At 64.5% G+C, this 12,854-nt stretch carries 8 protein-coding genes; 7 read left to right on the forward strand and 1 reads right to left on the reverse strand.

Translation table 11 applies throughout. From position 1 onward, the window contains the following. Nucleotides 1–6 precede the first annotated feature (6 nt). Nucleotides 7–4,449: an alpha-2-macroglobulin family protein gene (locus FNU79_RS03560; protein ID WP_185974590.1), complete on the forward strand. Its 4,443-nt coding sequence runs from the start codon at nucleotides 7–9 to the stop codon at nucleotides 4,447–4,449. A 223-nt stretch (nucleotides 4,450–4,672) separates the two neighbouring features. Next, nucleotides 4,673–5,089, forward strand: a complete 417-nt coding sequence (locus tag FNU79_RS03565; RefSeq protein WP_143719525.1) for a hypothetical protein — start codon at nucleotides 4,673–4,675, stop codon at nucleotides 5,087–5,089. Between the two features lie 58 nt (nucleotides 5,090–5,147). Here the strand turns inward: FNU79_RS03565 and FNU79_RS03570 are convergent, their stop codons facing one another. Beyond that, nucleotides 5,148–7,391: a heavy metal translocating P-type ATPase gene (locus FNU79_RS03570; RefSeq protein ID WP_143719526.1), complete on the reverse strand. Its 2,244-nt coding sequence runs from the start codon at nucleotides 7,389–7,391 to the stop codon at nucleotides 5,148–5,150. A gap of 170 nt (nucleotides 7,392–7,561) precedes the next feature. Here FNU79_RS03570 and FNU79_RS03575 point away from each other — a divergent pair, with 170 nt between their 5' ends. From FNU79_RS03575 to FNU79_RS03595, 5 genes are all read left to right on the forward strand, one after another. Beyond that, nucleotides 7,562–8,104, forward strand: coding sequence for a gluconate 2-dehydrogenase subunit 3 family protein (locus FNU79_RS03575; protein ID WP_143719527.1), 543 nt, complete (start codon nucleotides 7,562–7,564; stop codon nucleotides 8,102–8,104). Then, on the forward strand, nucleotides 8,094–9,620 hold the full coding sequence (locus tag FNU79_RS03580) for a GMC family oxidoreductase (RefSeq protein ID WP_143719528.1): 1,527 nt from the start codon (nucleotides 8,094–8,096) through the stop codon (nucleotides 9,618–9,620). Before FNU79_RS03575 ends, FNU79_RS03580 begins: the two co-directional genes overlap by 11 nt. Next, nucleotides 9,617–10,324, forward strand: a complete 708-nt coding sequence (locus FNU79_RS03585) for an alpha/beta fold hydrolase (protein WP_225429854.1) — start codon at nucleotides 9,617–9,619, stop codon at nucleotides 10,322–10,324. Before FNU79_RS03580 ends, FNU79_RS03585 begins: the two co-directional genes overlap by 4 nt. A gap of 82 nt (nucleotides 10,325–10,406) precedes the next feature. Beyond that, complete coding sequence (locus FNU79_RS03590; RefSeq protein WP_143719530.1) at nucleotides 10,407–10,748, forward strand: hypothetical protein; 342 nt, start codon at nucleotides 10,407–10,409, stop codon at nucleotides 10,746–10,748. Continuing rightward, nucleotides 10,745–12,853: a transglycosylase domain-containing protein gene (locus tag FNU79_RS03595; RefSeq protein ID WP_143719531.1), complete on the forward strand. Its 2,109-nt coding sequence runs from the start codon at nucleotides 10,745–10,747 to the stop codon at nucleotides 12,851–12,853. Before FNU79_RS03590 ends, FNU79_RS03595 begins: the two co-directional genes overlap by 4 nt. Nucleotide 12,854: the final 1 nt, after the last annotated feature.

The following is a 12,854-nucleotide window of genomic DNA, read 5'->3' on the forward strand; positions in this document are numbered from 1 at the left end:
GCAAGCATGCAAGGCAGACGGGTACAGCGCAAATGGCTCACCGGTGTTCTCCTCTCCACGGCTCTGGTGGCGGGTCTAGCGCCCGCACAGCGCAACGTATCGATTTACGGCGGCGTTTTTCAGGGGGGCCAGGCCGTCAAGGTGGAAGTCTACGCGCCTGCCGGAACGGTCTTCACCGTGCGGCGGGTACTCGACCCGGCCAGCTTGTTTGCCGCCTCGCCCGACCCGCACCAGCCCAAGCTCAACGCTTCGCAGCAGTCCGCGCCAATTCGCAGCGTGACCTTGCGGCGCAGAGACGACTCGCTCAACCTCGGCACGCTTCCCAGCGGCGTTTACACGGTGGGCACCGGCAACCTCGCTGCCGTGGTGGTGGTGAGCAATCTGGGGTTGGTCGTCAAGCGCGACCAGAACCAAGTCTTGATCTATACCGCTGACCGGGCAAGCGGCCAGACACGGGCGGCCCAAGTCGCCCTGCTGGGCAGCAAACAGAGTGTGCAAGCCAGCGTGGACGGCGTGGCCCGCTTGACGCGCAAGGCCGACGCCAACAGCGACAAGGAAACCTACCTCGCCCATATCGGCAACGACTGGGCCATCAGCGGCGCGAACTGGAACAGCTACGCCGCTCCGCTGGTGCGCGGCTACGTCTACACCGACCGGCCCGTTTACCGCCCCGGCCAGCACGTGGATTTCAAAGCGGTGCTGCGGCAGGCTGGAAGCCTGGGGGCGCTGGCGGGTACTTCGGTGCGGGTGGTGATCAAGTCGCCCAACGACGACGAGGTGTTCAGAAAAACCCTGGTGACCGACGCGTTCGGCTCACTGAATGCCGGACTGGATTTGCCGGCCGGAGCCAAACTGGGCGAGTATTATTTTTCCCTGTCACCCGAAGGAACAGACGACGACCAGACCGACATCAGCGGCAGTTTTCAGGTGGAAGCCTACCAGAAGCCCGAATACGCCGTGACCATCCAAGCCGACCGGCAGCGGGCGGTGCAGGGCGACAAAGTCAACGTCCGAATCTCGGCCCGTTACCTGTTCGGGGGCAATGTCAGCGGAGCGATTGTCAATTACAACGTGACCCGCGCCCCGTATTATCCGCCCGGCTTTGACAGCGAGTATCTATCGCCCGACTCGGCAGGCACGGATTACGGCTCGGACTTGGTGATTCAAGATCAAACGCGGCTCAACGCCAACGGTGATTTGGAGTTGACCTTACCACTGGAAAAAGACGCGAGCGGCAACCCGGTCAGCTACCGGATCGAAGCCGAGGTGGAAGACGAATCGCGCCGCACCGTCAGCGCCCAGACCCGCGTGATCGCTTTTCCGGCCAGCTTGAATGTGGAGGCCGACACCGACGGCTATGTATACGGTGTGGGCAAACCGATTGGCGTGACGCTGGATACCCGCGACCTGAAAGACGTGGGCCGCGCCGCGCCGGTCACACTGGATCTGGCGCGGCAGAGTTACGACTACGACAAGAAGAAAAAGACCTGGGTGCTGTCTGAAAAACGGCTCTCGCGCAGCCAGGTGCAGACTGGCGCAGACGGCAGAGCGGCCACCACCCTGAGTGCCCCGCGCGGCGGCGGCTACTTGCTGCGGGCCAGCGTCACCGACTCACAGGGGCGCGTCAGCACTTTCGAGAACTTCGTGTGGGTGCTCAAGCCCGGCGAGGATTACGGCTGGAATTACCGCGACCTCTCGGTGAGGCTGGACAAAAAGAGCTACGCGCCGGGCGACACCGCCACCGTATTGGTGGGCAATCCGAAGCCGGGTGCGCCCGTTCTGGTGACGTTGGAAGGCGACAAACTCAGAAGCTCCACGGTGCTGCGCGGCACGGGCGCAGTACTGACCTACTCGTTCCCGGTGACGGCGGACATGGCCCCCAATATCTACGTGGCAGCGGCAGCGCTGGGTGACGGGCAACTGTATAGCAACGACGCCCGCGTCAAAGTGCCGCGTGTGGGATCGGCGCTGACAGTGAAAGTTACGCCTGCCAAAGCCCGCTACGCGCCGGGCGACACCGGCAAGCTCAGCGTAGACGTGAAGGACGCGGGCGGCAAAGGCGTGGCGGCCAATTTGGCGCTGGGCGTGGTGGATCAGGCGATTTATCTGGTGCAGCCCGATAACGCCACCCCGATTGCCCAGGTCTTTGACGCCCTGCGCGACAACGCGGTGGGCACCAATTCCAGCCTCAATTTTTACTTTTCACAGGTGGGAACCACGGCGAACGCGCCAAAACCGGTGGCCACCAAACCCGCTTTTGCTCAGGACAAGCAGGCCCGCGCCGCCGACGCCAGCACCGCCGACAGCGTGACGCCGCGCCAAGATTTCAAAGACACGATTTTGTGGCTGCCCAATCTGATCACCGACGCGCAGGGCCACGCCGAAGTGGACGTGAAATTCCCCGACAACTTGACCACCTGGATCGCCACCGCCCGCGCCCAGACGCAGCTTCCGCGCTTCGGGCAGGCCACGGCCAGCACCATGACCACCAAAGACGTGATCGCCCGCTTGACTTTGCCTACCTTTTTGGTGCGCGGCGACACGGTGACCCTTTCGGGAATCGTCAACAACACGCTGGGCAAGCCCGTGACCGGCAACGTCAACGCTGTTTTGAATGGGCTGACTCCGCTCGGCGGCGCGGCGCTGACCCCAGCCGGCGCGGCCATCAACGTGGCGGCCAACGGGCGCGTCCGCAGCGACATGCAGGTGCGGGCAGGCAATGTCGGTACGGCGGACGTAACTTTCACGGCCCGTACAGGTTCCGGCAACGACGCCCTCAAACTGCCGCTGCCGGTCAAAGCTCGCGGCTACGAGGTCAGCCAAACGGCGGTAGGCAGCGCCTCTAACCCCAGCGTGACGCTCAACATTCCGGCGGACACCAACCTCAGCACGCTCGATCTGAGCCTCAGCCTGACGCCTTCGCTGCTCTCAGCGGTGTCGCCCGCGCTGGAATACTTGGTGGGCTATCCCTACGGCTGCACCGAGCAGACCATGAGCCGCTTTTTGCCCGCGCTGCTGGCCAAGCAAAATCTGGGCAGCGCTGCCCTACCACAGAGTGTGCTAAAAAATCTGCCGGATATTGTCAGCAGCGGCTTGGCACGCCTGCAACTCTTCCAGCATGAAGACGGCGGCTGGAACTTCTGGCAGTGGGACGACAGCACCCTGGAGATGAGCGCTTACGTGGTGGAAGGCCTGCTGAGGGCCAAGCAACTTGGCGCAGCAGTGGACAACACCATGCTGGACAATGGCCTGAAGTACCTCACCAAAAATGCCAGCAACCCCAAAGCGCGGCAAGCCGAGCGGGCCAGCGCTTACCGTGCCCTCGCGGACGCTGGACGGCTGGATTTGGCCGGACTCAATACTTTTGCCCGCCGCAAAGACCTCACGCCCTACGCGCTTGCCGAAACCGCTCTGGCACTGCAAAAACTGGGCCAGACTCAGGCCGCTAAAGACGTGCTCGACCGCCTCAAGGCCCAGCGTATCGGCAGCAACAACGGCTCGCTGATTCACTGGGAAACCCCCAAGCGCGGCAAAGTCTATTGGTACGACTTCTGGGATGACAACAGCGTGCAGGTCACGGCCACCGCCCTTGAAGCTTTGGCGCAACTGGAACCGAGCAGCCCACTGATTCCTAATATCTCCCAGTGGCTGCTCAGCAACCGGCGCGGCCCCAAGTGGCTCAGCACCCAGGACACCACCAGCGTGATTATCGCCGCACTCGCCCTGAAGCCGCCCACACCCGTCAGCAGTGAGGTCAAGGTGACGCTGGACGGCCAGAATGCCGGAAGCGCCACGCTCAGCGGCACCGAGGCGGCTACTCTGAAACTGAACACCAGCGGCCTCAAAGCCGGGCCACACACCGTCACGGTGCAGGGCGCTCCGGCGGGCCTGACCTTCAGCAGCCAGCTGAATTTCAGCCGCGAACCCGCCGAACTCCACGCCGACGCCAGCAAAGGCTTTGAGCTGCGCCGCGAGTATCAAAAACTCACCCCCATCTGGGACGAGAAAGGCAAGCGTTACACCTATCAGCGCACGCCGCTCCTGAAGGGCAATCAGTTGCAACCCGTCACGGTGGGCGACCTGATTCTGGTGACGCTGACCATCAAGCCGTCGCAGCAAAGCGCCCGCTACCTGCTCATCAGCGATCCGATTCCGGCAGGCATGAAAGCGCAAGACGAGCGCAGCCTCGCGATTGCCGGCCTCAAAGACCCTGACGAATACAACTGGGAAGATTGGAATTACTGGTACGCCGGACGCGACCTCCTCGATGACCGGGTAGACCTTTATGCCGATTACTTGTCGGGCAAGCAGACCATGACCTATGTGCTGCGTGCCCAGACGCCCGGCACCTTCACCGCCCTGCCCACCCACGCTTTCTTGATGTACGACTCCGACGTGGAAGGCTACGGCTCGGCGGCGACGTTCACGGTAAGAGATAGGGGGGAGTGAGAGGGGGTGAATCAAAGCGTCGTCCAAACCAAATAGGCTTATCCAGACGCTTCTCTTCGCTCTGCTGCTCTCCCCCACCGCTCAGGCCTTTCAGGTACAGCACGGCGGCCTGAGTATCAGCTACAGCGACCCGCGTGACCGCCTGCAACTCGGCGCAGTTTTTAAGGCTTGGGACGCGGCAGCCAGAGACTTAAAGGCCCTCGGGCTGCCGCCGCCCGCTCAGGTGCGAATCGAGGCGGCCAGCAGCGCAGCGGACTTTGCACGGCACACCGCCGAACCGGCCAACATTGCCGCCAGCACACAGGGCGCGGTCATCTCTACCCAGCGGCTCACCGCTTTGGCGCTCAGCGGACGGCTGCCCCTGACCATTCGCCACGAAGCCTTTCACACCGCTCAGCCTGCCGGAATCCCGCGCTGGCTGGCCGAGGGGCTGGCCCGCACGTTCAGCGGCGAGGCGGCGAGCGACCCGCAGGGGCCGACCGGACTGAGCCGCTTGAGCAGTGACGCACTGAGTGAAGAGCTGCTGGGCCGCAACCCCACTCGGCTGGCCGCCGCTTATGTGGAGGCGGCGCGGCGAGCAGGACAGTTAGTCAAGCGCAGAGGATGGAAGGAGGTTATCAAGGAACTGAGCAAACTTTGAAAGGAGCGTTTTGAATTCTGATTCAAAAACTCAGGAGCCAACCCGAACCTGAACTTTATCAAGCCCCGCTGTGTAAAGCTGGGCCGCTGACGGCCATAGCCGCCGCGTCCTCTTTGCCCCGCCAACCCAGCAAACGCAGGGCGTTGGCAGTCACGATAGCGGTGGCTCCGGTGTCGGCCAGAATCGCCATCCACAAATTGGTGTAGCCGAGTAGAGTGGTGACCAGGAAAATGGCTTTGAGACCCAGCGCAAAGCCGATATTCCAGCGGATGTTGGTCATGGTATCGCGCGAAAGCTGCACCAGATCGGCCACGCCCGAAACCCGTCCACGCAGCAAGGCGGCGTCGGCAGCTTCGAGGGCCACATCGGTACCGCCGCCCATGGCAATGCCGACATCGGCTTTGGCCAGTGCAGGAGCGTCGTTGATGCCGTCACCGACCATCGCCACGCCGCCGTCTTGACGCAACTCGCCAATTAGGCGCAGCTTGTCTTCGGGAAGCAGTTCGGCCCGCACGTCCAGGCCCAACTGAGCGGCGATGGCTTTGCCGGTGCGGGCATTGTCGCCGGTCAGCATCACGGTCTTGACACCCATCGCTTTGAGGCGGGCAATCGCCTGCGCCGCGTCGGGTCTGGCTTCGTCGCGAATAGCCACCACACCCAGCACCTCATCCGAACTGTGCAGCACCACCACGGTTTTCCCGGCTTCTTCAAAGGCGGTGAGGCGTTGCTGAAGATCTGGCGCGAGGTTTAAGGTGCTGGCGGCGTGCTTGGGCGAGCTGACAAACAGGGCGCGGCCTTCCACGGTGGCCGTCACACCTTTTCCGGCGAGGGCGGCGGCGGCTTCAGCAGCAGGCACGCTCAGGCCCGCCGACTTGGCCGCGCCGCTGATGGCCTGCGCCAGCGGGTGCGAGCTTCCAGCTTCCACGGCGGCAGCGAGGCGCAGCACTTCCGACTCAGACAGGGCCGCGCCCAGCACGTCGGTGACGCGCGGCTGGCCCGCCGTCAGGGTGCCAGTTTTGTCGAAGGCCACCGTTTTGACGCTGCCGATGGTTTCCAGCGCTGCGCCGCCCTTGATCAGCAGTCCGCGCCGGGTGCCCGCGCTCACCGCGCTGGTAATCGCGGCGGGCACGCTCAGGACCAGGGCGCAGGGGCAACCGATCAGCAGCAAGGTGATGCTCTTGTAAAGCCACAGATGCCACTCAGCCCCCAGCAGCAGCGGCGGAATAAGCGCCACCAGCGCCGACACCAGCACCACGCCCGGTGTGTACAAGCGGCTGAAACGGTCGATGAAGCGGGCGGTGGGAGCCTTACTGCCCTCAGCTTCCTCGACCAGGTGAATGATGCGGGCGATGGTGTTGTCGGCGGCGGCTTTATCGACCTTGACGGTCAGCACGCCGCTGCCGTTGATACTGCCCGCGAACACCGCGTCGCCCACGTTCTTGTCCACCGGCATACTCTCGCCGGTTACCGGACTGTCGTCGAGGCTCGATTGGCCCGCCGTGATGCTGCCGTCGGCGGGCACCCGGCTGCCTGGGCGTACTTGCACCAGCTGGCCGACCTCTAAGGTATCGGCGGGCACTTCGCGCAGCTCGTTGCCGTCCATCAGGAGCGCTGTCTTGGGGGTCAGGGCCGAGAGCGCTTGAATGCCCGCCCGCGCCCGGCCCGCCGCCACGCCTTCGAGCAGTTCGCCCACCGCGAAGAAGAACACCACCACCGCGCCCTCCGCCGCTTGCCCGATCAGCACCGCGCCGATGGCCGCGAGCGAGACCAACAAGTTGATGCTAAAAAAGTCGCCCAGCCGCGCACTCGCCACCGCACTTTTGGCCAGCGGCCAGACGCCCAGCAAAGTAGCGGCCACGTAGCCGTAGACCGCCAGTTGCGGCGCGGCGAAACTGAGCAGCCAAGCCAGTGCCAGCAGCACACCCGAGGTGAGCACCAATTTGCCCTGATTGCCTTTGTACCAGGGGGTGTTGGGCGGCAGGACTTCGTGGGTGTGGCCCGCGTGATCCTGTCCAGCATGATCGTGTTCGGAGCTTTTGGGTTGAACGGGAGCAGCCCGCAGCGTCGGAGTGTAGCCGAGTGAACGCAAATGGGTTTCCAGCGTCTGGCGCGGAGTCTGGGCTTCGTCAAGTTCAAGGATCAAAGTCTGCTTGGTGAAACTGGTCTTGACTTCCCCGGTGCCGGGCAAGCGCCCCACCACCCGCTCGACTTTTTGCACGCAGCTGGCGCAGTCCATGCCTTCCACGAAGTAGGTCAAGTTGGAAGCCTCGGAGGCGGAAGGTAAGGAAGGAGGACGGGTCATGCCTTACTATACCTGAATGACTGCTCATATGTTGGTTTGAGAGCGGAAGGCCAAGTCGGCACCCGATAGCAGCCAAGATTACCAAGCGCCGCTGCAAGGTTTGACACGTTGAAGCGGATGAAAGCCTTGATTCCGTTTCCACTCGTCCAGAACCCGAAGGCAGGCCAGCCATGAGCGCCCAAGAACGCGCCGCCGTGATCGCCGCCCTCAACGGGCCAACCGTGACGGCCCCGACCCGCGCCACGCTGCTGGAGCGGCTGGACGCCCGCTATGGGCGGCAATTTCTGAGCGAAACAGAGTTCGCCCGGCTGCGGGCGGTGGCCCTCCGATTGGTGCCGCACGACCCCGCCGAGATGGATTTGAGCGGCCTGATCGACCAGCGCCTCCACCAGAACCTCTCGGATGGCTGGCGCTACGCCGATACCCCCGCCGACGGCCCGGCGTATCAGGGGCTGCTGGCGGCCTTGCCCAGCAACTTTGAAACGCTCTCCGGTGACGAGCAGGACGCCGCCATTCACAAGTTGCAAGCCGACCAGCCGCACCCGTTTGAAGACCTGCTGGCCGAACTGACCGAAGGCTTTATGGCCCATCCTTTGACCCAGTACCGCTTCGGCTACGCCGGATTCATGGACGCGCCGGGCTGGCCGAGGGTAGGGCCGAATGAGCTGGAAGCGCGGGAGATCGCTTACGGGGAGTCCGGAAATGACCAATAATCTAGAACTGGACGTGCTGGTGATCGGCACCGGAGCGGGCGGAGCGCCGCTGCTGGCCCGCTTGGCCGCCACTGGGCTGCGAGTTCTGGCCCTCGAAGCAGGGGTGCGCCACCGCCCCGCCGAGATGCCTACCGACGAGGTGGCGCAGGCTGGGCTGTTCTGGATGGACGAGCGGCTGTCGGCGGGCAAGGATCCGGTGGGCTTTGGGCGCAACAATTCCGGGCGCGGAGTGGGCGGCAGCACCCTGCATTACACCGCTTATACCCCCCGCGCCCAGCCCGACGACTTTGAGCTGCTTAAGGAATTTGGTCAGGGCGTGGACTGGCCGCTGAGCTACGCCGACTTGGAGCCGTATTACGACGAGGTCGAGCAGTTCCTGGGCGTGTCCGGCCCCAGCGAGTACCCCTGGGGACCGCCCCGCCAGCGGCCTTACCCGCATCCGGCCTTGCCGCTCAACGGCGCAGCGCTGCTGATGGAGCAAGCAGCTCAGCAAAGCGGCATCCGCACCTCGGCGGCGGCCAACGCGGCGCTGAGCCGCCCGCAGGAGCAGGAAGGCTACGGCCTGCGGCCTGCCTGTAGCAACCGGGGCTTTTGTCAGGCGGGCTGCTCCACCGGGGCTAAGGCCAGCTTAGACGTCACGTATCTGGCGCTGGCCGAGTCAAAAGGCGCAAGCATCTGGGAGGGCGCACAGGTCACCAAGCTGCTGATGCAGGGGGGCCGTGTCAGCGGAGCAGAATTCGTGCGCGATGGCAAAACCCAGACGCTGCATGCCCGGCAGGTGGTGCTGGCGGCAGGGGCCATAGAGACGCCCCGGCTGCTGCTGCTTAGCGGCGTCGGGAATAGCAGCGGGCAGGTCGGGCGCAATTTCATGGCCCACGTCGGGGTGCAGGTCTGGGGCCTGGTGGACGATGACCTGCGGCCCTATAAAGGCATTCCCGGCGGCCTGATCAGCGAGGATTTTCACCGGATACCGGGGCTGGTCGGCGGCTACTTGCTGCAATCGCTGGGCGTCATGCCAGTGACCTACGCCACCCAGTACGCACGCGGCACCGGCAAATGGGGCGCGGCCCTCAGCGAGCATCTGAGTCAGTACAACCACGTGGCAGGCATCAATGTCTTGGGCGAATGCCTGCCTTACGCCGGGAATTTCCTCGAACTGTCCAGCGAACTCGACGGGCGCGGGCTGCCCAAACCGCTGATTCACTTCAGCTTCGGTGAAAACGAGCACCGGATGGCCGAGCATGCCGAAGCGGTGATGCGTGACCTTTGGGCCAAGATCGGCGCACGCGAAGTCTGGGCGCTGCCCCGCGCCGCCCACACCATCGGCACCGCCCGAATGGGCCACGATCCGAGCACCAATGTGGTGGACGCCTTCGGACGCTCTCACGACACGCCGGGTCTGTGGATTTGCGACAACTCGACCTTTCCCAGCTCGCTGAGCGTCAATCCGGGCCTGACCCAGATGGCGCTGAGCCTGCGAACCGCCGACGCCTTGATTGCCGAGTTGCGGGCGTGAGTGAACCGCGTCTGGTGCTGGTTCACGGCTTCGGCACTTCTGCGCACCTGTGGCGGCGGGTTCGCGCTGGGCTTGCCGCAGAGCCGCTGACCCCAGACTTAATGGGTTTTGGGGACGCGGCGGCGCTCGGCCAGCTGGGTCAGACCACCGGCGACATGGCCGAGCAGTTGGCGGGAATATTAAAGGCTGCAGGCGGCGGGCCATTCAAAGTGGTGGGACACTCGATGGGCGGCAAAGTGGTGCTGCTGCTGGCCGCCCGCTTTCCGTCACTGGTGTCCGAACTGCTGTTGGTGGCTCCCTCGCCCTCCACACCGGAGCCGATGACCGAGGAGGGCCGCGCTGAATTGCGCTCGGCTCACGGCGATTCGGCGGCGTTGGACGCGCAGCAAAAACACATCACGCTTGAGCGGCTGGCCGAGCCAGACCGCCAGCAATTCATCAAAGACGGCCAGCGGGCCAGCCGGGATGCTTGGCAAGCCTGGCCGGACGTGGGCAGCCGCGAGGACGTGAGCGGCGAGATCAGCGGCTTGACCCTGCCCATTCAGGTGCTGTTTTCGGAAGACGATCCAGCGATTGACGCAGACACCATCCGCTCTCAGGTGCTGGCGAACTTACCACAGGCGCGGGCCACCGCCGTGCGCGGCTGCGGACACCTGATGCCGCTGGAAGCGCCGCAGCATATCTTGGCCGCTTTGAACGGCTGAACAGCGCCCCTCACGCCCTTTATGGGAATATCATCAGAAAGGCGGACGTAAAACTCAGAATTGCTTCTCTAGACTGAGCGGTATGCGGTTTGTTCGGAAGCCTAAACCTTACACCAGCGGCCCCCTGAGCGGCTTCAATTTGGGCGGCCTGAGTTCACCTCGTTTTCAGCGCCGTGCCCAGTCACACTCCACTCAGCCCCGCCTGTCTCCGGGCAAAGCGGGCACACCGCGCCCCCTGTCTCAACCGCGCCCGACCCGCGCCAGTCGAACACCCGCCCACTGGGGCCAGCGGAGCGTGACCGCTCTGGCCGCCCTCGGCACGGTGGTCGTTTTGCTGATCGGCGGCTCGGCCCTCTACAACCAATTCAACCGCGAAGCCCAGTTCGCGGCGGTGGCGACTCATCTGGCGGATCTGGGGCGTTGAGCGTTTCTCCCCTGTTCACTTCGCCGCGCCGCCCAGCCCTGATCTGGCGGCTGCTCAGATGGCTGCTGGCGGGCGTCGGCATTGTCACGGTGCTGACTTTGCTGACCGGGCTGGCAGGCGCGGCGCTGACCGGCTCGCTCTCCAAAACCTGGAATCTCAAAGACCAGATCGAGCCGATCCGGGTGCTGGACAACAAAGGCAACGACATGGGCGTGATCGACCACTGCGACGAGGTGCAGGGCCAGCAACCCAGCAACCCGGTGCCATGCCGCGAGACGCTGACCCTGCCGCTGTCCGCCGTCTCGAAGGACTTTTTGCTGGCATATATCAGCAAAGAAGACGTGCGCTACTTCCAGCATCCCGGCATTGATCTTGGGCGCATTCCCAAGTCGCTGCTCAGCCGCGCGGGGGGCAGCACCCTCACCATGCAGCTGCTCAAAAACAACGTGCTGGCCGGGCATTTCGACTACGACACCGGGCGCACTGGCGTGAGCCGCGACGTGGCGGGCATTTTCAGAAAAGCCGCCGAGTACGTGCTGGCCCCGCTGCTGAGCCTGCGCTACAGCAAGGCCGAGGTGCTGGAGATGAGCGTCAACAGCTTGCCCTGGCTGGGCATCGGGCAGCGCAAGGGCATTCACGACGCCGCCCGCATCATGTTTGGGGTATCCGCCAGCGATCTGACGTTGGCCCAGAGCGCTTTTTTGGTGGGCCTGCTGCCGCGCCCCGGCACTTACTTGGTAACGGATAAAATGCCGCTGACCGACTCGACCGAACGGTTCCGGACCATCCGGGCGCAGCAACTGCTGACGCTGGGAGTTCTGCACGTTCACAACCTGATCACCGACGACCAGTACGCGCAGGCGGTGGGCGAGCAGGTACAGCCGAGCCTGTGGAAAGTGGACTACGCCGGATTCGGCCCAAATCTGATGGTGGCGCGGGCCAGCCGCAATCCGGATTACCGCAGCGACCCCGACCCGGCCTGGACTTTGCAGGCTCTGGTCAAGCGCGAGCTCCAGCAAAGCGGCATTTCGCCCGCCCGCGCCGCCACCGTGACCCTGACCATCGACGCGCAGGCGCAACGGGATCTGAACGCCCGTGTCAGCGAGAACCGGGCCAACGTGGGCGAGGGGGCTGCCGTCATCAACGTGGCCGACGGCGGGATTCTGGCCCTGTCGAGCAGCACCGGCGGAAATCTCAGCGGTGAGTCGGGCCAGCAGTGGGCCGTCAGCGCCCGCCGCCCGGTGGCCAGCACCGTCAAACCGCTGCTGTATTCGGCTGCTTTCGGGCAGGGGGCGGGCAGCCTCAATCAGCTCAGCCGCTTCCGCGATCAGCCGACCAGCTATTACGGGCAGGCGATTGGCAACAACACCGGCACCTTCCTGAACCAGAGCGTGACCGTCCGCGAGGCCGACACCCGCTCGCTCAACACCGTGGCGGTGCAGGTCGGCTTGCAGTATCAGCAGCCGCTGACAAGGGCGCTGAGCGCGGTGGGCTACACCAAAGACGCGGCCAACACCTCCAGTCCGGCGCTCGGAACTTGGCGGGCCTCACCGCTGCAAGTCGCTGGCGCGTATGCCAGCTTCGCCAACGGGGGCAGTTGGTGTCCGCCGCATCTGCTGGCGGCGGTCTACGACGCTTCGGGGCGGCGCTTGTCGTTGCCGCCACGCTCCTGTGTTCCGCTGTGGGACAGCCGGGTGGCGTACCAGACCTTCGATATGCTGACCGCCGCCGTCTCGGGCGACGCTTCGCACGTCAAGTTTTTGCGGCCATCCTTTTTCTCGGGCCTGCTGGGCAGCGCGGCGCAGCTCGGGGCCAAGTCCGGCACCAGTGACAACGTGAATGACACCTGGTGCGCGGGCGTCACGCCCGAGTACGCCATGGCCGTCTGGCTGGGCGATCCCAGCGGCGTCTCGGCCGTGCCCACCGACCTCTACCGCCACCAAGCCGCTTGCCGCGAGATCAGTTTTTTGCGCCAGCTGCCGCACACCCTCACTGAATTGCCGATGCCCGCTGGACTGCGGCGCGTGGACGGCGCGGCGGTGCCGGAAGCGGGCATCACTCTGCAAAACCCACCGCAAAATCCCGCGCCGACTCCCTCACCTTAAA

This window comes from Deinococcus detaillensis (genome assembly GCF_007280555.1).
Classification (GTDB): domain Bacteria; phylum Deinococcota; class Deinococci; order Deinococcales; family Deinococcaceae; genus Deinococcus; species Deinococcus detaillensis.

Coding starts and splice junctions, on each gene's coding strand:
- FNU79_RS03560 (WP_185974590.1), top strand. CDS start 7: ATGCAAGGCAGACGGGTACAGCGCAAATGGCTCACCGGTGTTCTCCTC.
- FNU79_RS03570 (WP_143719526.1), bottom strand. CDS start 7,391: ATGACCCGTCCTCCTTCCTTACCTTCCGCCTCCGAGGCTTCCAACTTG.
- FNU79_RS03575 (WP_143719527.1), top strand. CDS start 7,562: ATGAGCGCCCAAGAACGCGCCGCCGTGATCGCCGCCCTCAACGGGCCA.
- FNU79_RS03580 (WP_143719528.1), top strand. CDS start 8,094: ATGACCAATAATCTAGAACTGGACGTGCTGGTGATCGGCACCGGAGCG.
- FNU79_RS03590 (WP_143719530.1), top strand. CDS start 10,407: ATGCGGTTTGTTCGGAAGCCTAAACCTTACACCAGCGGCCCCCTGAGC.